20 protein-coding genes are annotated in these 19,813 nt (G+C 41.8%); 19 read left to right on the forward strand and 1 reads right to left on the reverse strand.

Annotated features, from left to right (window positions below; all coding sequences use genetic code 11):
* Positions 1-124: 124 nt before the first annotated feature.
* The 5 genes from NCCP133_RS15790 to NCCP133_RS15810 all read left to right on the forward strand — a co-directional run bounded on the left by NCCP133_RS15790 (position 125) and on the right by NCCP133_RS15810 (position 7,737).
* Positions 125-1,498 (forward strand): UDP-N-acetylmuramoyl-tripeptide--D-alanyl-D-alanine ligase, encoded by a 1,374-nt coding sequence (locus NCCP133_RS15790; RefSeq protein WP_264806036.1) that lies wholly within the window; start codon positions 125-127, stop codon positions 1,496-1,498.
* 1,209 nt (positions 1,499-2,707) lie between these two features.
* Positions 2,708-4,192 (forward strand): DEAD/DEAH box helicase, encoded by a 1,485-nt coding sequence (locus NCCP133_RS15795; protein ID WP_264806037.1) that lies wholly within the window; start codon positions 2,708-2,710, stop codon positions 4,190-4,192.
* 538 nt (positions 4,193-4,730) lie between these two features.
* Positions 4,731-5,693, forward strand: a complete 963-nt coding sequence (gene uvsE, locus NCCP133_RS15800) for a UV DNA damage repair endonuclease UvsE (protein WP_264806038.1) — start codon at positions 4,731-4,733, stop codon at positions 5,691-5,693.
* 93 nt (positions 5,694-5,786) lie between these two features.
* Complete coding sequence (locus NCCP133_RS15805; protein WP_264806039.1) at positions 5,787-6,266, forward strand: PH domain-containing protein; 480 nt, start codon at positions 5,787-5,789, stop codon at positions 6,264-6,266.
* On the forward strand, positions 6,253-7,737 hold the full coding sequence (locus tag NCCP133_RS15810) for a PH domain-containing protein (protein ID WP_309298080.1): 1,485 nt from the start codon (positions 6,253-6,255) through the stop codon (positions 7,735-7,737). Before NCCP133_RS15805 ends, NCCP133_RS15810 begins: the two co-directional genes overlap by 14 nt.
* A gap of 119 nt (positions 7,738-7,856) precedes the next feature.
* Here NCCP133_RS15810 and NCCP133_RS15815 read toward each other — a convergent pair whose 3' ends face one another.
* Positions 7,857-8,582, reverse strand: a complete 726-nt coding sequence (locus NCCP133_RS15815; RefSeq protein WP_264806040.1) for a rhomboid family intramembrane serine protease — start codon at positions 8,580-8,582, stop codon at positions 7,857-7,859.
* Positions 8,583-8,738: 156 nt separating this feature from the next.
* On the opposite strand from NCCP133_RS15815, the gene acpS reads away from it, so the two are divergent.
* The 14 genes from acpS to NCCP133_RS15885 all read left to right on the forward strand — a co-directional run.
* Positions 8,739-9,095, forward strand: coding sequence for a holo-ACP synthase (gene acpS, locus NCCP133_RS15820; protein ID WP_264806041.1), 357 nt, complete (start codon positions 8,739-8,741; stop codon positions 9,093-9,095).
* Between the two features lie 216 nt (positions 9,096-9,311).
* Positions 9,312-10,325 (forward strand): LolA family protein, encoded by a 1,014-nt coding sequence (locus NCCP133_RS15825; RefSeq protein WP_264806042.1) that lies wholly within the window; start codon positions 9,312-9,314, stop codon positions 10,323-10,325.
* Positions 10,326-10,579: 254 nt separating this feature from the next.
* Positions 10,580-11,737, forward strand: a complete 1,158-nt coding sequence (alr, locus tag NCCP133_RS15830) for an alanine racemase (protein WP_264806043.1) — start codon at positions 10,580-10,582, stop codon at positions 11,735-11,737.
* Between the two features lie 177 nt (positions 11,738-11,914).
* Positions 11,915-12,196: a CopG family ribbon-helix-helix protein gene (locus tag NCCP133_RS15835; RefSeq protein WP_264806044.1), complete on the forward strand. Its 282-nt coding sequence runs from the start codon at positions 11,915-11,917 to the stop codon at positions 12,194-12,196.
* Positions 12,197-12,200: 4 nt separating this feature from the next.
* Positions 12,201-12,551: a type II toxin-antitoxin system endoribonuclease NdoA gene (ndoA, locus tag NCCP133_RS15840; RefSeq protein ID WP_009336311.1), complete on the forward strand. Its 351-nt coding sequence runs from the start codon at positions 12,201-12,203 to the stop codon at positions 12,549-12,551.
* Between the two features lie 401 nt (positions 12,552-12,952).
* Complete coding sequence (locus NCCP133_RS15845) at positions 12,953-13,786, forward strand: RsbT co-antagonist protein RsbRA (protein ID WP_264806048.1); 834 nt, start codon at positions 12,953-12,955, stop codon at positions 13,784-13,786.
* A 2-nt stretch (positions 13,787-13,788) separates the two neighbouring features.
* Positions 13,789-14,145 carry an STAS domain-containing protein gene (locus NCCP133_RS15850; RefSeq protein ID WP_026041667.1) on the forward strand — a complete coding sequence of 119 codons (357 nt, stop codon included), beginning with the start codon at positions 13,789-13,791 and terminating at the stop codon, positions 14,143-14,145.
* Between the two features lie 4 nt (positions 14,146-14,149).
* Positions 14,150-14,551, forward strand: coding sequence for an anti-sigma regulatory factor (locus NCCP133_RS15855; RefSeq protein WP_026580738.1), 402 nt, complete (start codon positions 14,150-14,152; stop codon positions 14,549-14,551).
* Between the two features lie 11 nt (positions 14,552-14,562).
* Entirely contained in the window at positions 14,563-15,573 is a 1,011-nt protein-coding gene (locus NCCP133_RS15860) for a PP2C family protein-serine/threonine phosphatase (RefSeq protein ID WP_264806049.1), read from the forward strand.
* Positions 15,574-15,633: 60 nt separating this feature from the next.
* Positions 15,634-15,966 (forward strand): anti-sigma factor antagonist, encoded by a 333-nt coding sequence (locus NCCP133_RS15865; protein WP_264806050.1) that lies wholly within the window; start codon positions 15,634-15,636, stop codon positions 15,964-15,966.
* Positions 15,963-16,436 (forward strand): anti-sigma B factor RsbW, encoded by a 474-nt coding sequence (gene rsbW, locus NCCP133_RS15870; RefSeq protein WP_264806051.1) that lies wholly within the window; start codon positions 15,963-15,965, stop codon positions 16,434-16,436. The genes NCCP133_RS15865 and rsbW overlap by 4 nt, the downstream gene beginning before the upstream one ends.
* Positions 16,414-17,208: an RNA polymerase sigma factor SigB gene (gene sigB / locus NCCP133_RS15875; RefSeq protein WP_264806052.1), complete on the forward strand. Its 795-nt coding sequence runs from the start codon at positions 16,414-16,416 to the stop codon at positions 17,206-17,208. Before rsbW ends, sigB begins: the two co-directional genes overlap by 23 nt.
* Positions 17,205-17,801 (forward strand): PP2C family serine/threonine-protein phosphatase, encoded by a 597-nt coding sequence (locus NCCP133_RS15880; protein WP_264806053.1) that lies wholly within the window; start codon positions 17,205-17,207, stop codon positions 17,799-17,801. Before sigB ends, NCCP133_RS15880 begins: the two co-directional genes overlap by 4 nt.
* A gap of 110 nt (positions 17,802-17,911) precedes the next feature.
* Positions 17,912-19,813 (forward strand): Tex family protein (locus tag NCCP133_RS15885; RefSeq protein ID WP_264806055.1); only part of this gene is annotated, 1,902 nt, incomplete at its 3' end.

The following is a 19,813-nucleotide window of genomic DNA, read 5'->3' on the forward strand; positions in this document are numbered from 1 at the left end:
GTAAGAAAGCCTAACTTTGAACTTAGATAACGTCTAGCTCCAGACGCCTTGCGCTTTTCTAAATACATAACCTGACAGTTTGTTCTATCGGACCATCTGAAACTGTCAAAATAGGAGGCGGCATATGATTAAGAAAACACTTCAAGAGATTGCGCAAATGATTAAAGTTGAGAACGATCTTTCGTCTTTTCCTGAGACAGCCATTCATGGTGTAAGCATTGACTCTAGAAAGATTGCAAAAGGCAATCTGTTTATTCCTTTTAAAGGGGAGAATTTTGACGGCCATCGTTTTGTGGAGGATGCCCTTCGGAAAGGAGCCGCAGCTGCGTTCTGGCAAGAAGATGTTCCGAACCCTCCTTTTCATCTGCCAATTATTCTAGTTGAAGATACTTTGACAGCTCTTCAAGAATTAGCGAGAAGCTATCGTAATGAGCTGAAGGTTAAAACAGTTGGCATTACTGGAAGCAATGGAAAAACAACAACAAAGGATATAACAGCAAATCTCCTATCTTTAAAGTACAAGGTCCAAAAGACAGAAGGAAATTACAACAACCATATTGGGCTTCCGCTTACGATTCTTGCGTTGGAAGAGGATACGGAAATTGCGGTTCTGGAAATGGGGATGAGCGGCCGGGGTGAAATTGATTTTCTAACCAATCTGGCCCGTCCGGAAGCTGTCATCATTACGAATATAGGCGAATCTCACCTTCAGGATTTAGGATCCAGGGAAGGGATTGCAGAAGCGAAACTTGAGATTGTGAACGGGATTCAGGATAATGGCCTGGTCATCTACTATGGAGATGAGCCGCTTCTCAACGAAAAATTAAAATCTTATACTGATTCAGCCGCACTAAGAACCTTTGGAAGAACCGGGAAAAATGATGTATTCCCGATTGAAATTAATCAGAATGACAGCGGCAGCACCTTTAAGATTAATGCTTCCAATCAGGAGTTTTATCTGCCGGTGCTGGGTACACATAATGTTCTCAATGCGCTGGCAGCGATGATTGCTGCCTCACATTTTGGCGTGCCGTATGAAAACATGAATGAAGGCTTCTCAAGTCTGAAGCTAACCAATATGCGGATGGAATTGCTGGAAGGGCAAAATGGTGAAAAAATCATTAATGATGCTTATAATGCAAGTCCGACTTCTATGAATGCGGCTATTGAACTAATTGCCAACCTTCCTGGATATAAAAAGAAAATCATCGTTCTCGGCGATATGCTGGAACTTGGGCCTCAGGAGGAAGAATTCCACCTTGCGATTGGAAAGTCGGTAGATGCGGAGAAAATAGATTATGTCTTCACGTTCGGCGAACTAGGCGAGATTATTGCCAAAGGGGCGAAACAATCACTTCCTGCCGATCGAGTATTTGCTTATACAGATAAACAGCCGTTGATTGAAGAATTGAAAAAGCATGTTGATAAGGAAACAATCGTACTGGTGAAAGCATCCAGAGGCATAAAGCTGGAACAGGTCGTCACAGCCCTCCAGTAAACCCTAATAAGGGGAACGATCAACTGGGGTATACATGATAATTTGTATAATGATTCTGCTTAACAGAGTTTATGTTTAAATTGAAACAGCATGTGGTAAGTCATGCGTTTTTTACCACTTTGGCTCTGTCTTATCAACGCGGCTATTCGAGAGCGCAGCCAATGCCAAACGAGCGGAATAGTAGCGGAAGCGACCGCCGGATGAAGTAATCAATATACTTTTCCGGAGGAATCAAAATCTCTCCTCTCAGCAAAGTGGATAAAACTGTTATTAAAGGTAATAAACCCCTGTTCCACGTGAAACAGGGGTTTATATTATTTTTGTATCATGCTGATTCCGTTTTTTGGTTTTTCTTGTAAAAATAAGTAAGTCGAATCCTTTTGAACGTGGGTAACTGTCTAGCGACTGCCTTCTCGAGGATCATAAGCCTGTCAAGTTGCGGCTTCTGGGGATGAAAGATTAGCCTTCCTTTTCAGAAGGATAGAACACCTTCTGGCATGGCTCATCTTATGCTTGTCGTCCCTGGTTTGTCGCCTCCAATTTGTAGCCAATCCTCCCAAAAAGAAAAGGGCGCTCTTTTGGGAGGATTGGCTTGTACTTGAGGCCCGCAGAATGGGGATCTTACAGACATGGTGTTCCTAGTCTTTCATGAAGTTCTCAATTTTCTTAAAAAAATGCCGGAATGGTAGAGGCTTCAGCCAGGCATCAAGTTTGCATTGCATGCTTGAAAATGGTAATATTAATACCAAAGTGCCAACAGGAACTTCTTTTGAAACGGACATACTCCAGAAGGAGAATGTCTTTTTTCATTAAATGCGGAAGTATGCATGTATTGAAAGTAACCTTTCAGGATTCAGGCGTGCTTTCGGCTAGGCCTGTTTAATGGGAGCTATCCCCTATTAAAGGGATGGCCATTATATCAAGAGACCTACTTGTTTAAAAATTAATCAGGGATTGAACTTACCCTCATCCTTTCCTCAAGCGGGTTTCATATTGAGTGAGACTCTTCTTTGCGAAAATACACAGCACTTTTTATCAAAAATAAGAAGGTACAGCTTTCTAAACCGGAAAGATCCTGTTCTGGGCTCCGTCAGCGGGTGCCGTAACTTTTCTTATAATCGTCCGGAAGAGTGTCTCATAGGCCAATTTTCAGGAGAATTCCTGCCTGCGAGTAGCAGGGACAAAAATTTTTCTATGATTAGAAGGAGAATGAATACATTGACAAAGTTTCAAGATTTGGGCATTAGCCCAGCGACAATGAAATCACTAAAACGAATGGGATTTGAAGAAGCAACTCCAATTCAGGTCCAAACGATTCCATTGAGCTTAGAAAATAAAGATCTTATCGGGCAGGCGCAAACGGGTACAGGAAAAACGGCAGCATTCGGTATTCCGATGATCGATAAGATTGACAACACAAAGGATTTTATCCAGGGAATTGTCATCGCGCCAACACGTGAACTTGCGATTCAAGTGTCCGAAGAGCTTTATAAAATCGGGTATGGCAAAAGAACCAAGGTCCTTTCCATTTATGGAGGCCAGGATATTAACCGCCAAATTCGCGCTTTAAAGAACAAGCCCCACATTATCGTCGGAACGCCGGGGCGCATTTTGGATCATATCAATCGTAAAACACTTCAGCTTGACAATGTCCATACGGCAATTCTTGATGAAGCGGATGAAATGCTAAATATGGGATTCATTGATGATATTGAAGCAATTCTTGCACAGATTCCTGAAGAGCGCCAGACATTGCTGTTCTCTGCTACGATGCCTGCCCCAATCCGCAGGATGGCAGAGCGCTTTATGAAGGATCCTCAGATTGTCCGGGTAAAAGCGAAGGAAATGACTGTTTCATCTATTGAACAATATTATGTTGAAGTCCATGAAAAGAATAAGTTTGATGTGCTGACAAGGTTATTGGATATCCAATCACCTGAATTGGCAATTGTATTTGGCCGTACCAAGCGCCGCGTTGATGAGCTTGCCGAGGCTTTAAATCTTCGCGGATATATGGCTGAAGGAATTCACGGAGATTTAAGCCAGGCAAAGCGTATCTCTGTATTGAGAAAGTTTAAAGAAGGAAGCATCGACGTATTGGTCGCAACAGATGTAGCCGCTCGCGGATTGGATATATCCGGTGTAACACATGTCTATAACTTTGACATCCCTCAAGATCCGGAAAGCTATGTTCATCGCATTGGGCGCACAGGCCGTGCCGGCAAAACAGGGGTTGCAATGACATTTATTAACCCGCGTGAAAAATCTTATTTGCATGTTGTGGAAAGAACGACAAAGAGAAAAATGGAACGCATGGATGCGCCAACATTGGATGAAGCGCTTGAAGGCCAGCAGAAAGCAGTTATGGATAAAATCTTCCAGACCATTGAGGAAAATAATCTGGGCAGCTATAAAGAAGCTGCAGATGAGCTTCTTGCTCAAAAAGATGCTTCTGCAGTGGTTCAAGCTGTCCTTAAGATGCTTACGAAAGAGCCGGATACCACTCCAGTAAAGCTGACTGAGGAGAAGCCGCTTCCATCAAAACGTGATAGAAAGCCAAATGACCGCAGCCGCGGCGGATATGGCGGTAATAGCCGACAAGGAGGCCAAAAGGGATCTTACAAATCTCGCCAAGGCCATACAGGCAAACGCCATAATAACAATAACCGATCAAACAGCAATAGCTACCGTTAACATGGAAGAGAGCAGAAATTCTGCTCTCTTTTTTTTGATATCAGCATTTTTATCCTTTTGAACTTAGATACCTGTCTAGCTCCAGGCGCCATCGGCTCTCGGTTCTAAGCCAATCCTTCCAAAAGGTTAAAAACCAGCCTTTCAGCCGGCTCTTATGCTTGAGTTCCCCAGGATGGGGGACATGCAGACATTGCCGCAGAACGTGGCGTTCTTAGTCTGCCTTCCGATAGGCGGTCGCTTTGCGCTATTTTAAGTATTAGCATTTTAAAAGTAGGCTTTCACATGGTGCTTCTTAATTGAAAACCAGTTATATAAGAGAGATTATCCGCCACATATATTTTGTTATCTGCCTTATAAAGAGATTTATAACCTTTTGAAAGTTTTATCTGCCTTATAAAGAAATTTATCACTTTTATAAAAAGTTTTATTTGTCTTTAATTGATTTTTCAGGCACATTGGGAAAGTCTTCAATCAACAAAGTAATTTCTCAGCCGATGACGAGCATACTAAAGAAAATGCTATTTAGGAGGGACTGAACTTGACGATTGTGCGCCTCGGCTATGTCGCGATGAGCATGAACCTAAAAAATGCTTCCCCATCGCAAACGATGACGTTTAAACAGTTTTCTGCGATTAAGGATCGGAAAGCGGCCATTGAGAGACTGGAACGGATTGCTGTATCAAACCTTGAAAACTGTCTTCGGCTCTTAAGGCATAATGCGGCCCACGATATTCACTTTTTCCGTTTCAGCTCGCGGCTAATTCCGCTTGCCAATCATGAGGAGCTGTCTGATTGGAAGTATATGCGCCCCTTAAAAGAGGCACTTTCCAATATAGGGGATTTTTTAGATGAACATCCCATGAGAGTCGATTTTCATCCAGACCATTTTGTGCTCCTAAATACGCCGAAAGTGGAAACGTTAAATATGTCTATAAAAACCCTTGCCATGCATGAAGCGCTTTTAAAAGGCATGCGGGTGGATCCGTCCCATCGATGTGTCCTTCATGTCGGTGGAGGATATGATGATAAAGAAAAGGCTCTGGAGCAGTTTATACATAATTGGGGATTCACGCCAGCGGGAATTCAGCGGATGATTATTCTTGAGAATGACGATACAACATTTACTCTCGATGATACATTGTATCTTTGTGAAAAGCTTGGCATTCCTTTGGTTTTTGATTATCATCACCACCTTGCAAATTATCAGAACGATCATTGGGCCGATCAGTGGGAGAGGATTGCTGGCACTTGGGACCAATCTGATCTTCCTATAAAGATGCACATTTCCAGCCCGAAATCGGACAAGGACTTTAGAGCTCATGCAGATTTTGTTGACTCAAATATGTTTATGGATTTTCTGCAGAATATCAATGGCTCAATCCCGGAAATCCATTGTATGATAGAGGCGAAAAGGAAGGATAGTGCACTTTTCAAACTTTCAGAAGACTTAAGAACGATACACGGGCTAAAAGGTATCGACCAAACAAGCTTTGAAATTTAATCAATTGCCCCTTATTACAAATTTCCTGTGCACCTCTTTTGGGTGTCATGTATACTTATTACAGTGATATTTTGGAATTTCAGGGGGTACTACATGATTACAGAGCCACATAAAAGGGTTCCGGCACGGGGTCTGCTTGCATGGAGGATCTCCGGCACTATCCACTCCGTATTTCCGTTGCTTTTATCAGGGGTCTCCATTGCTTTAGCAGCCCTTTTCAAATGGCCTATCTGGGTGATTGGCGCTGCCCTGATGTTTTTTTCTGCCTATGCGTACGTTGTGATCAAAGTTCTTCCAACTATAAAGTGGAAGAGGTGGAGATATGAAGTCAGGGAAAATGAAATTGAGCTGAAGCATGGAATATTTATTATTAAAAGAACGCTTGTGCCGATGATTCGAGTGCAGCATGTAGACACAAAGCAAGGGCCAATTTTGCGGAAATATCGCCTGGCAACTGTGACGATATCAACGGCTGCTACGGTTCACGAGATTCCTGCATTGGATGTGGAAGAAGCAGAAGAATTGCGTTTTTTCATCTCTCAGCTGGCAAGGGTTGCTGATGATGATGTCTAATCCAAAGCGGCTCCATCCTATAGCTGCTGTAGCGAATTTTCTTAAACAGCTAAAGGAATTAATTGTTCCATTTGTCATTTTTGTTGTTTTTGGAAGCAGGGGCGGTAACGGCGAAATTATTCAGCTGGTTATTACGGCTGGGATTCTTATAGCTGTGTTTATCTTTGGTATTCTATCGTGGTTAAGGTATACCTATAGGCTTGAAGAAGGGGAGCTTCGGATAGAATATGGCGTTTTAATCAGAAAGAAGAGATATATTCCCCTTGAAAGAATACAGAGCCTTGATCTATCAGAAGGACTGCTGCAAAGGCCTTTTGGGCTTGTTAAAATGAAGGTGGAGACGGCAGGATCAAGCGAATCGGGAGATGCAGAAGCGGTGCTGACTGCTATTACAAGGCAAGATGCAGATCTAATTCAGCAGGCATTCTCATCAGCTAAAAATAAATCTTCGGAAAGTATGGGTGAAATAGCTTCAGGCATTCAGCCAAGAAAAGTTATTTATAAAATTTCTCGTGGACAGCTGCTTCTGCTCGCCTCAACCTCAGGTGGCGTGGGTGTCGTGATTTCGGCTGTTTTTGCTTTTGTGTTCCAATTTGAAGAAATCATTCCTTATAAGAAGGTATTTGCAGGATTAGAGGGCTTTATTGCCAATGGCGTTGTTTTTGTGAGTATTCTTGTCTTTATCGGATTCCTGATTGCCTGGATCATTGCCCTTGTTGGATCGATGCTGAAATATGCTGATTTTACACTGAGAAAAACAGAGAAGGAACTGATTATAACAAGAGGTTTACTTGAGAAAAGGCAAATGACCATTCCACTGCATCGGATACAAGCCATCCAAATCAGCGAGAATCTGGTCAGGCAGCCTTTTGGCTTGGCCACTGTTTATATTGAAAGTGCTGGCGGTTCGCTTGAAGATAATGAAAGCGCCCGTGTCATGGTTTTGCCTATTGTTAAAAGAAGCCGGATAGCTGGACTGTTAAAGCCTCATTTGCCTGAATACGAACTCCAGCCAGGATTTTTCAAAGCTCCGAAAAGAGCGCTTGGAAGGTATGTTTGGAGAGGGGTGCTGGGAATTATGCCGCTGGTTCTTGCTCCGATCCTATTTTTCAGGCCTTGGGGTTATTTCTCTTTGCTGCTGCTGGTTTTCTCATTAGCTTGGTCATATCTAAAGTACAAAGATGCAGGCTGGGACATTAGTTCACTGCAGCTTTCACTCAGATACCGCGGCATTATCAGGACAACTGTTTTTATGAGAAAAAATCGCATTCAATCACTTACTATGAGTGAAAGCTATTTTCAAAAAAGGCGCAGCCTGGCTACAATCGAGGCAATCGCTATGTCCGGAACTGGCGGGACCGGAGGAAGGGTTCCTGATCTGGACCGAAAAGAGGTATATGCAATTTATAAGTGGTATTCACATACAGGCGTGAACAGAAATATGCCCGTGAATAACAAAAAGCGCTCCTGAGCGCTTTTTGTTGTTTACAAAGTAAGAAAGCATAAAATTTTGAAAGTCGATAACTGCTCCAGGTGCCATCAGCTCGAGGTCGATTCAAAAGCGGTCTGACAGCAGTGCATCCGATTTGCCTATTTTGCTAAAAACCCCAATACGGCCAGCAGCAAAATGGCAGTCCAAAGGATCAGCCTGGAAGCAGGCACTCCTTTGAGAGAAGGACGCCTCCCCGATATTCTTCCGGGATGGTGCATGGTGTTTGCAGAAGATTGCCTTCCTTTCGTAAGGAAGGCTGTACCGATTAGGAAACCGGCAATTAGCCCAAATAGATGAGCTGTTACATTGATGTTAGGCTGCAAAAAGGTCATAATGATGCCAATTGCGGTTATTGTCAGAATGATTTGTGAATTACCCCTTGACAAAAGGTCTTTACGAAAAAAAGTGATGGCGCCAAAGAAACCGAATAAGCCAAAGATGGCTCCACTGGCACCTACATGGATATATGTCATAGGTTCTAGTATCAGGGTAGCGATGTTTGCTGCCACTCCAGCTGCGATATATAGAAGTAGAAATTTGGCTTTTCCAAGTATTTGCTCCAGGGCAGGACCAAATAAAACAAGAGAAAAGCTATTAAACAAAACATGGGGAAATCCGCTATGCAAAATAATGGGGGTTAATAGTCGCCAATATTCCCCCTCAATAATATATAAATTGACTCCAGCGAGCTTCTCAAATATAAGTGCGTTGGGGAAAATAGGTATAGCAGTTAATAAATATAGTACGATATGGGTAAGAATGATGCCGGAAACAACAGGGTAAAAGCGGATAAATTCCTTTAAACTTTCCGTTCTCGTAAACATAGACATCCTCCAATAGTATATTCTACCTCCATCATAGCCTGAAAAAGCGGTTTTTAGCATCTGATAGCTCTTTTCTTTTGTAATAACCATGTACTTGCCTGAGCTTCTACTGTATTCTTTATGCAATAAATAAAATAAATAGAAGGGAGATGCGAAATGATTTCCGGAATTGGGATTGATATTTGTGGTATTGGTCGAATCCGCAAAATCGCAGCCAGGCAGGAGCGTTTTCCGGAGAGGGTTCTTACTTCCCGGGAACTGGCTGTGTATGATAAGTTGCCTGAGAAGAGAAAAGCAGAATTTCTTGCTGGGAGATTTGCTGCAAAAGAAGCCTTCGCTAAAGCTGTTGGAACAGGGATTGGCGAAGAGCTTTCTTTTCAGGATATTGAAATTGAAAAAGATGAACAGGGAAAACCTTTTATTTCGAAACCTAACAAAAAGGGGGTCCACCTGTCTATCTCCCATAGCCGGGAGTACGCAGTTGCACAGATAGTGATTGAAAGAGCAATTTGATCTAGTTAAGATTTGGCTGTGGGCAGGATCATTACTGCTTTTGGCACCCTGCAGTTGGAGATCAAGAGCTGGTTTTAACGGTGTCAAGAAATTCAAAATGCTTGTCATTCCTCCTAGCATATTCCCTTAGGTTGTCTCATATATTCATAGTGCGATAGGAGAGACAGGCCAAAAGGTTTGGCCATCTCACTGAAATGAGACAAAGGGGCTGAAGGAATGAAGAAAAAGTTGTTAATGCTGCTTGCCGGGCTAATGGTTGTTTTTGCATTGTCTGCCTGTGGTTCTAAATCACAAGAAGATGTTGTAAAAGAGCTTGGCAATAAGCTGGAAGACATTAAAGGGTACAAGGCAGAGGCTAAAATGACCCTCCAGATGGGCACTGATCCGCAAACATACGATATTGAAGTATGGCATAAGGATCCTGACTTTTATCGGGTGAATCTGAAAAATGCCCAAAAAGACCAAAGCCAAATGATTCTGCGAAACGCTGATGGTGTTTTTGTCCTGACACCTGCGCTGAACAAAAGCTTCCGCTTTCAAAGCGATTGGCCCGAGAACAGCAGCCAGGCTTATTTATATGAATCCTTAGTCAAGGATATTATGGAGGATAAAGAGGCTAAGTTCTCAGCTACAAAAGATCACTATGTGTTTGAAACGAAAACCAGATACCAAAATAATCAGATGCTTCCTGTCCAGGAAATCACACTGAAAAAGTCGGACTTGTCACCTGTTAGCGTGAAGGTCATGGACCCTGATAAAAATGCACTTGTAACTGTAGATTTCTCAAATGTAAAGTTTAATGCGAGCTTTGATAAAAAAGACTTCGATATGCAGAAAAATATGACAGGCGCCCAGCTCGAAGTACCAGTTATGGCTGAAGTGGATGAGCAGGAGTTTTCGGTTAAATATCCTCAAAGTGAAATGGCCGGGGTCAATTTGGTCGAAGAGAAGGAAATGAAAACAGAAAACGGCAAGAGGGTTGTTTTAACCTTTGATGGAGAGAAATCCTTCACTCTTGTTCAGGAAAAGGCAACTGTAATGCCAGCTTCATCCTCTGTAACATCAGTTAATGGGGAACCGATTGATCTTGGGTTCACAATTGGTGCACTATCCAGCAACACGATTTCATGGACATACCAGGGTGTGGACTATATGATTGCTTCAAATGATCTATCCCCTGAAGAAATGACAATGATCGCCCGTTCTGTACAAGGTGATATGGTGAAATAACCATTCCTTTTGTTAAAAACAGGCCCTCTCAAGGGGCCTGTTTTATTCTGTCTCTAAGTAGAAAAAATTTGCAGAACCGCCGCGTTTCCGTTCCTATTTTCTATATAAACTTAAAGAAACGATGCCTGTAAAAAACACATAGCAAAAAATATCCATATTCATAGCTATATAATTCATTTGACAAACTCTGCTGGGGAGTTTGATAATCGACATGTACAGAAATACGGCATTGGCTAAAGGACGTGAATACATCAATGGGTGAGCAGATAAAAATATTTAGAGATACATGGGCAGAGATAAATCTCGACCATATTTCATATAATGTTGAGTCGATGAAAAGGCATGTAAGCGATGGTGCGATCGTCATTGCTGTTATAAAGGCAAATGGATATGGCCATGGCGATGCAGCTGTGGCAGAAGCTGCCCTCGAAGCGGGTGCTTCATATTTGGCGGTTGCCACACTTGATGAAGCGATGGCTCTGCGAAAGAAAAAAATACAAGCTCCTATTTTGGTGATGGGTGCAAGCAGACCGGAAAATGCAGGTGACGCTGCTAAAGAAAATATTGCTCTTACTGTTTTTCAAAAAGATTGGCTTTCTAATGCGAAAGAATATATTCGGACCGGCGAGGAGCTGCGCATCCACTTAAAGTTTGACACTGGTATGGGGCGTCTTGGCATTCGCAGCCGAAATGAGCTGGAGGGAATTGAGAGCGCTGCCAAAAGGGACGGGCATTTCCTGATTGAAGGAGTATTTACTCACTTTGCTACAGCTGACTCACTGGATAATCATTATTTTGAACAGCAGTTAAGCAGGTTTGAGGAGATGATTGGCTGGATGGAGGAGGTTCCTAAGTACGTACATTCCAGCAATAGTGCTGCTGGCCTAAGATTCCCTAAGGCACATTTGAATGCAGTCAGAATGGGGATCAGCATGTACGGCCTGGCACCATCAATGGAGATGAAACCTGAACTTCCTTTCCCGCTTAAAGAGGCATTTTCCCTCCATACAAAAATTGTACATGTCAAAAAGATCCATAAGGGGGAAAAGGTCAGCTATGGCGCTGCATATGAGGCGAAAGAGGATGAATGGATTGCGACTTTGCCGATTGGCTATGCTGATGGCTGGGTTCGAAAGCTTCAGGGACAGGAAGTTCTGGTTGAGGGATTTAGAGTGCCGATTGTTGGCCGAATATGCATGGATCAATGTATGATTAAGCTTCCATATGAAAAGCCTGTTGGTACACAGGTTACCTTGATAGGAGAACAGGACGGAGCGAGAATACCTGTAGATGAAATCGCCCGGAAACTTGAAACCATTAACTATGAAGTCACTTGTATGGTATCTTCACGGGTTCCCCGCATATATAAAAGAGATGGCCTTGTAATTGGCGGGGTCAATTATCTGCTTTAATAAATAGGGGGATTGCGTTTAATTGCCATATAATCGAATTACTTGCATAAAAGCCTATTTTCTTGGCCGATAATACAGAAGAATTCAAGAACCCCCTTTGCATTGGGCGGTATTAATGGTAATATTGAAAATGGTAGATATAAAAATGGTGTGTAGTGATGGTGGAGGTGTATGTTTGTGTCTGAGTCCAGCACAACAACAGAGATAATGGTGAAATTACCGCAATATCTTTTAACCGAGTTAGACGGATTTGCAAAGCAGGAAAACGTTAACCGGAGCGAATTCATTTATCAAGCGACCAAAATGTATTTGCGCGAGCGCAAAAAGAGACAAATTCGCGAATCCATGAGACGAGGCTATATGGAGATGGCGAAAATAAATTTGACGATTGCATCTGAAGCATTTCAAGCGGAATACGAGGCAGAACACACAGTTGAACGTCTAGTAAGCGGAGGATAATCCTTTGATTGTCAAACGTGGTGACGTTTATTTTGCAGACCTATCCCCAGTTGTTGGTTCAGAACAAGGCGGCGTTCGTCCAGTGCTTGTCATCCAAAACGACATCGGGAATCGGTTTAGTCCCACAGTAATTGTTGCAGCGATCACAGCTCAAATTCAAAAAGCTAAGCTGCCTACTCACGTTGAAATTGATGCGAAGCGTTATGGTTTTGAAAGGGATTCGGTCATCTTATTAGAACAGATTCGTACAATTGATAAACAACGCTTAACCGATAAAATAACCCATCTCGATGACGAAATGATGGAAAAAGTGGATGAAGCCGTGCAAATCAGCTTAGGCCTCATCGAATTTTAAACAAAACGCTCTGTTAAAGGGCGTTTTTTTTTATTTTTAATATGTAAAATAGGTTTAGTCACATTGAAATAGGGTAAAAAAGAAAGTCCTTATATTTTTACAATAATCCAGTGGTGTAAATATACCCGAATGTATGGAAATCTACACCTGACTCTGCTTTTTTTCTTATCCTAAGATCAAACTATTTATGGTTTTGAAAAAAGGTTTTTATAAGAAATTTGTCGAAATTACTATACACCTATAGAAATCATATAGGTATCATTTGACTGATATGAGCTGTTATCATTAAATAGATGTATAAAACGTGAATGCATATATTTTTTTACAAATTGTTCGGTTATTTTACAATAAAGGGGATTTGGAAGGCTAATAATAGATATATGATAAAATGGGAGGAACCAATGAATTCCAACATATTGAATTATATTCAAAATAATAAAGAAGATATCTTCAATGATTGGCTGCAAGCCACAAAGGAAAATGCGGATGAACGAGTGACCAAGGTGGTTTCTGACCAGGTTTTTGTTGGGACTAGCCGGGAGTTTATAGACCTGATTATTTCAAATATAAAAAGTTCGAATGAAGAGTTCGCTTCAAGGCTAAGTGATTTCTCTGAGAAAATTGTTCGTTTGGGCTGGCCATTGAGCTTTGTGACAAAGGGGCTGCAAACCTTCGGAAAAATTGTCTTTGAAGGAATGCAGGATGCTGGGATTGTAACAAAAGAAAACCAGCTAAAAACCGTATATGATTTTGATAGCTGGATGACTCCGATGGTCAATGAAGTTGTCAATATGTATTCAACTACTTGGGAAAGAACTGTTTCATTGCAAAAGATCGCCCTGCAGGAACTTTCTGCTCCGCTTATTCCTGTCTTTGATGGAATTACTGTTATGCCGCTTGTTGGCACGATTGATACTGATAGGGCTAAGCAAATTATGGAAAATTTGTTGAACGGGGTAGTGAAACACCGTTCTGAAGTGGTGCTTATTGATATAACCGGTGTTCCGGTTGTCGATACGATGGTAGCCCATCATATTATCCAGGCAGCTGATGCCGTAAGGCTAGTTGGTGCAAAGTGCATGTTAGTAGGCATTCGGCCTGAAATTGCCCAAACCATTGTAAACCTGGGCATAGATTTGAATCAGTTTACTACAAAGAATACCCTCAAAAAGGGAGTTGAAGCGGCTCTCGAATTAACGAGCCGTAAAATAGTAAATGTGGAGGGAGCGGAGTGAGAATGAGAATTCCGATTTTAAAGTTAAACGATTGTTTGTTAGTCTCCATTCAATGGGAATTAGATGACCAGACTGCACTTCAGTTTCAGGAGGATTTGCTCCATAAAATCCATGAAACAAGTGCAAATGGAGTCGTAATAGATTTAACATCCATTGACTTTATAGATTCATTCATCGCTAAAGTTTTAGGCGACGTAATAAATATGTCCAAACTGATGGGTGCAAAAGTAGTCATTACCGGGATACAGCCTGCCGTAGCTATAACGCTGATTGAGTTAGGTATTGGGTTAGATGATGTCCTTACTGCATTAGATTTAGAAAAAGGTTTGGAGAAATTACAACAGGAATTGGGGGAGTAACTGTATGGAAAACCAATCCTGCGTTAAAATCATAAACGAGTGGGACATCGTTGCAGCCCGCCAGCTTGGGCGGAATGTTGCAAAAGAGCTTGGTTTTGGTACAGTTGACCAGGCCAGAATCACTACAGCCATTAGTGAACTTGCCCGGAATATCTATTTATACGCCGGACAAGGACAAATCTGTATAGAAAAAATATATGACGGCGGAAAAGCGGGATTGCGTATAGTTGCAGTAGACAGCGGCCCTGGAATAAATGATTTACGCCAAGTGATGGAAGATGGATTTTCAACATCGGGAGGATTAGGAGCCGGCCTGCCAGGTGTCAAGCGGTTGATGGATGAGTTCTTAATTGACTCCAATCCTGGAACCGGAACAGATATAAAAGCAACTAAGTGGCTCCGATAGGGGGAAAAGGTATGGATTTCCGAGAAATGATGGATTCAAAGTATCGGGATATTCTGAAGAATTATATCAAAGAACAATCTGAACAGGCTTTGTATCAAGGCCAAAAGTTCAGCAGGAAGTCAATTGAACATAAAATTTCTCCTGAAGAGATTATCAGCGTTCATAAAAATTTGATGGGTGAACTATACCCGGACTTGCCTGAGTATGTTCATCATTCTTTTGATATTCTTTTGGAAATCATGATAGGATATGGATTTGCTTATCGGGAGCATCAGAATTTGAAACATATTCAGCAGGAATTAAGAACAGAAATGGAAATAGCCGCTAATGTGCAGCAGACCCTGCTCGGGACGCACGTGCCTTCTGTGGAAGGGTTGGACATTGGCGCAATCAGTGTTCCTGCCAAACATATGAACGGTGATTATTTCCACTTTGTTCAGGATGATAATGGCAGCATCAGCATTGCGATTGCTGATGTTATCGGAAAAGGTCTTCCAGCAGCTTTGTGTATGTCCATGATTAAATATGCGATGGACAGCTTGCCTGAAAACCGAAATGATCCTAAAAGTGTCCTTGAGAGCCTGAATCGGGTTGTAGAGCAAAATGTAGATTTGACTATGTTTATTACGATGTTCTATGGAATCTACGACACCAATACCCATTTGTTTTCTTACGGTTCTGCCGGACATGAGCCTGGGCTTTTCTATAATGTTAAAAAAGGTGAATTTACCGAACTCGTGGCAAAAGGCCTGCTTCTGGGCATCGATAAAAAAACGAATTACCACCAGTATGAAAAAGGAGTAAACCCGGGAGATATGATTATATTAATGTCAGACGGTGTAACGGAATGCCGTACTGAAGAGGGGTTCATTGAAAAAGAAACATTGCTTGAATTAATCAAAAAATATATTCATTTAGGTGCACAGGAAATTGTTAATAGCGTATTTAAAGAACTTGAAAAACTCCAGCATTTTCAATTGCGAGATGATTTTACCTTAATTATCTTAAAAAGAAATGTTTAGCCGGTTTAAATAGCGGGTAAGGAGTAAAATGCAGTTGACATGTAAAGAGGTGGGTCAGTTATGAATATTACAATAGATGTAAAAGAAAATGATTTGCTGATTGAAGCGATGGTCAGTGGAGAAATTGACGCATATACAGCTCCAAAACTCCGGGAAGAACTTTTTCCTTTAACGGAGAAAGAAGGAGTTGAAATGGTTGTAAACCTATCTGAAGTCTCTTATATGGATAGTACCGGCTTAGGTGTATTTGTTGGTGTATTTAAAAATGTTCGCGCCAATAACGGCAAGTTTAAAATTGTGGGTTTGTCGGATCGCTTGAAGAGACTTTTTGAAATTACAGGTCTAGCCGATATTATCGATATAAACAGCGGGATTGAAGGTGGAGTGCAATGAACGAACCATTTGATTATGTAGAGGTGAAGATTCCGGCCAAGCCGGAATTTGTTGGGGTAATCCGCCTAACTCTATCGGGGATTGCCAGCAGAATGAGATTTGCATACGAAGAAATTGAAGATTTGAAAATTGCTATCAGTGAAGCTTGCACAAATGCAGTCCAACACGCATACAAGCAGAATGAACAAGGTGAAGTAGTCATCGGATTCGGGTTATATAGTGACCGTCTTGAAGTTATGGTTGCAGACAACGGCAAGAGTTTTGATTTCCAATCTGCGAGACAAGGCATTGGACCGTATGACCAAACTGATTCTGTGGAATTTTTGCGTGAAGGAGGCTTGGGCCTATACCTGATTGAAACATTGATGGATGAAGTGAGAATTCATCACAAAGAGGGTGTTACGGTCTTCATGACCAAATACCTAGAAGGAGAGCAGGTGGAGAGGGATGCAAAAACAATCTCAACCTAATCTAAAATCTAAAGAAGAAACCAATGCTTTAATTAAGGCTTATCAGCTTCACCAAGATGAAGAGGCACAAAATGCGCTAGTCCTGCAATATAAGAACCTAGTCGAAGCCATTGCCCGCAAGTATTCAAAAGGCAGATCCTATCATGAAGATATTGTCCAAGTGGGCATCATCGGATTATTGGGAGCAATCCGACGCTATGATGAATCTTACGGTAAAACATTTGAAGCATTTGCAGTTCCTACGATCATTGGTGAAATTAAACGCTTTTTAAGGGATAAAACTTGGAGTGTTCATGTACCCCGCCGAATAAAAGAGCTGGGGCCGAAAATAAAAGCAGCCGTCGAAGAGCTTACAACAGAACTTCATCGTTCTCCTCTAGTGGACGAAATCGCCGATGTAATTGGAGTTTCAGAAGAAGAAGTTCTGGAAGCGATGGAAATGGGCAAAAGCTATCAGGCACTTTCGGTTGACCACTCGATTGAGGCTGACTCCGATGGCGGAACCGTAACGTTGCTTGACATCGTCGGAAATGAAGACGATGGTTTCGAAAAAGTAAACCAAATGCTTGTGCTTGAAAAAGTGCTGCATGTATTATCTGAGAGAGAAAAATTGATTATACAATACACATATCTTGAGAATATGAGCCAGAAAGAAGCAGGAGATAAGCTAGGAATATCCCAAATGCATGTCTCAAGACTTCAAAGGCGTGCGATCAAAAAGCTTCAGGAAGCAATACATTCTGAAACTAATAATTCGGAGTGCCTTTCATGACCAAATTTGTCAGGGACAACATCGAAGTGATCGCTCATCAAACGGCTAAAGAAGGAAAATCCTTCTGCGGTGATGGATATTATTTCACTGCAACTGATGAATACTTTATATGTGTGCTAGCAGACGGCCTTGGAAGCGGGGAATTCGCTTATGAAGCTTCCTCGGCTGTTATAGCGGTAGTGGAAGAGCACCATGAAAAAGATATTGATGCGCTCATGAAGCTATGCAATGAGGTGCTTGTACAAAAAAGAGGAGCGGCTGTTGCACTGTTTAAAGTGCATTTTGCCACCAAGGAGTTTGTTTATAGCTGTGTGGGGAACATTCGATTTTTCCTTTACTCATCAACGGGCAAGCTAACCTATCCATTGCCTGTGACAGGTTATCTGTCAGGGAGGCCTCAAGTGTTCCACACCCAACGGTTTACGTATGAAGCCGACTCAAAATTCTTGCTATTTTCAGATGGCTTAAATATTCAGGGGATTAAATCTTTGCTAAAGGCATTTCTTCCTATTGATCTTATCTCGGAAGATATAAAGAAGCAGTATCCATCTACAGCAGATGATGCTACTTTCATACTTGGAAGCTTACTCTAAAACAGGGTAAGCTTTTCTTTTTGATAAAATAAATGGACTGCTATGCAGTGTGAAACTTTAAGGTGGTTTTGTTAAAATATAAGATGACACTCTTTAATGGAGGAATGAACTTGGAGAAATTACTGGATAAACAAGATCAAGTGCTAAACCTTATTGCAGAGGAACTATCAATTGCAATTAAACAAGTGAAAAACACAATAAACTTGCTCGAGGAAGGAAATACCGTCCCGTTTATTGCCCGATACAGGAAGGAACAGACTGGAGCTCTGGATGAAGTTCAAATCCGCAATATTATGGAGCGATGGCAATACATACAAAATCTTAATCATCGTAAAGAAGAAGTTGTCCGCTTAATTGAAGAGCAGGGCAAATTGACAGATGAATTAAAGTCCAAGATTGTAAAAGCAGTCAAATTGCAGGAAGTTGAGGATTTATATCGGCCATATAAACAAAAACGCCGTACAAAAGCGACTGTTGCAAAAGAAAAAGGGCTGGAGCCTTTTGCTGAATGGCTCCTCACCTTTCGACTTGATCAAAAACCTGAAGATAAGGCGAATGAATTTTTGTCCGAGGAAAAAGGAGTTAACTCTGCAGAGGAAGCGATCACAGGCGCGAAAGATATTCTCGCAGAATGGATTTCAGATGAAGCTGAGGGCAGAAAGTGGATCCGATTAGAAACAGCCAGAAAAGGAACGATTGAGTCGGCTGTTAAAAATAAAGAGAACGACGAAAAAGGCGTTTATGAAATGTATTATGAGTACGAGGAACCTATCGGCAAAATTGTTCCACACCGGACACTTGCGTTAAACCGGGGTGAAAAAGAAGAAGTTCTAAAGGTGAATATTAAGCCGAATACAGACTTTATTTTAAACTATTTAAACAAAATGTGGGTGAAGGATGACCGTTCCCTTGCTGCCCCGATTGTAAAGGAAGCAATTGAGGATGGATACAAGCGATTGATACAGCCTTCCATAGAGCGTGAAATCCGAAATGAATTAACAGAAAAGGCTGAAGAGCAGGCGATAATGATTTTCTCTGAAAATCTAAGAAAGTTATTGCTGCAGCCTCCGTTGAAAGGCAAAGTCGTATTGGGGGTAGACCCTGCGTATAGAACGGGCTGCAAGCTGGCGGTTGTGGACGAAACAGGCAAGGTACTTAAGATAGATGTTATATATCCACATCCGCCTGCGTCCAAAATGAAACAGGCGAGAGAGAAAGTGATGGAAATACTCAATTCATTCAAAGTAGAAGTGGTTGCAATCGGCAATGGTACAGCCTCAAGAGAAACAGAGCAATTTGTCGCCGATATTCTGAAAGATATGAAAGACGATATCTTCTATTTAATTGTTAATGAAGCGGGAGCGAGTGTTTATTCAGCCTCTGACTTGGCCAGAGAGGAATTCCCTGATCTGCAGGTAGAAGAGAGGAGTGCTGTTTCCATTTCACGCCGACTTCAAGACCCGCTTGCTGAGCTGGTGAAAATTGATCCGAAATCTGTTGGGGTTGGTCAATACCAGCATGATGTTTCCCAGAAAAAGCTATCTGAGTCACTGGCCTTTGTGGTCGAGACCGCGGTTAACCAGGTAGGTGTCAATGTCAATACAGCATCATCTTCCTTGCTTCAGCATGTTGCAGGGCTCACAAAAACGGTTGCCAATAATATAGTTAAGAAGCGGGAGGAAGAAGGAAAGTTTGCTGATCGTAAGCAGTTAAAAAAAATTCCGCGCCTCGGTGCGAAAACATATGAACAGGCAATTGGATTTCTTAGAGTCATTGATGGGAAAGAACCTCTTGATCGGACAGGCATTCACCCGGAAACTTATCCAGAAGTAAATAAGCTGCTTGAAAATCTTGGTTTTAAGTCCAGAGACCTGGGGAAGCAGGCATTAAGAGATGCCCTGTCAGGACTGGACATGAAGCAAACTGCTGATGAACTTGAAATAGGAGAACTTACATTACAGGATATTATTGATGCATTGATGAGACCTGAAAGGGATCCGCGTGATGAATTG

The organism is Cytobacillus sp. NCCP-133, from assembly GCF_026011715.1.
In the GTDB taxonomy this organism is placed as follows: domain Bacteria; phylum Bacillota; class Bacilli; order Bacillales; family Cytobacillaceae; genus Cytobacillus.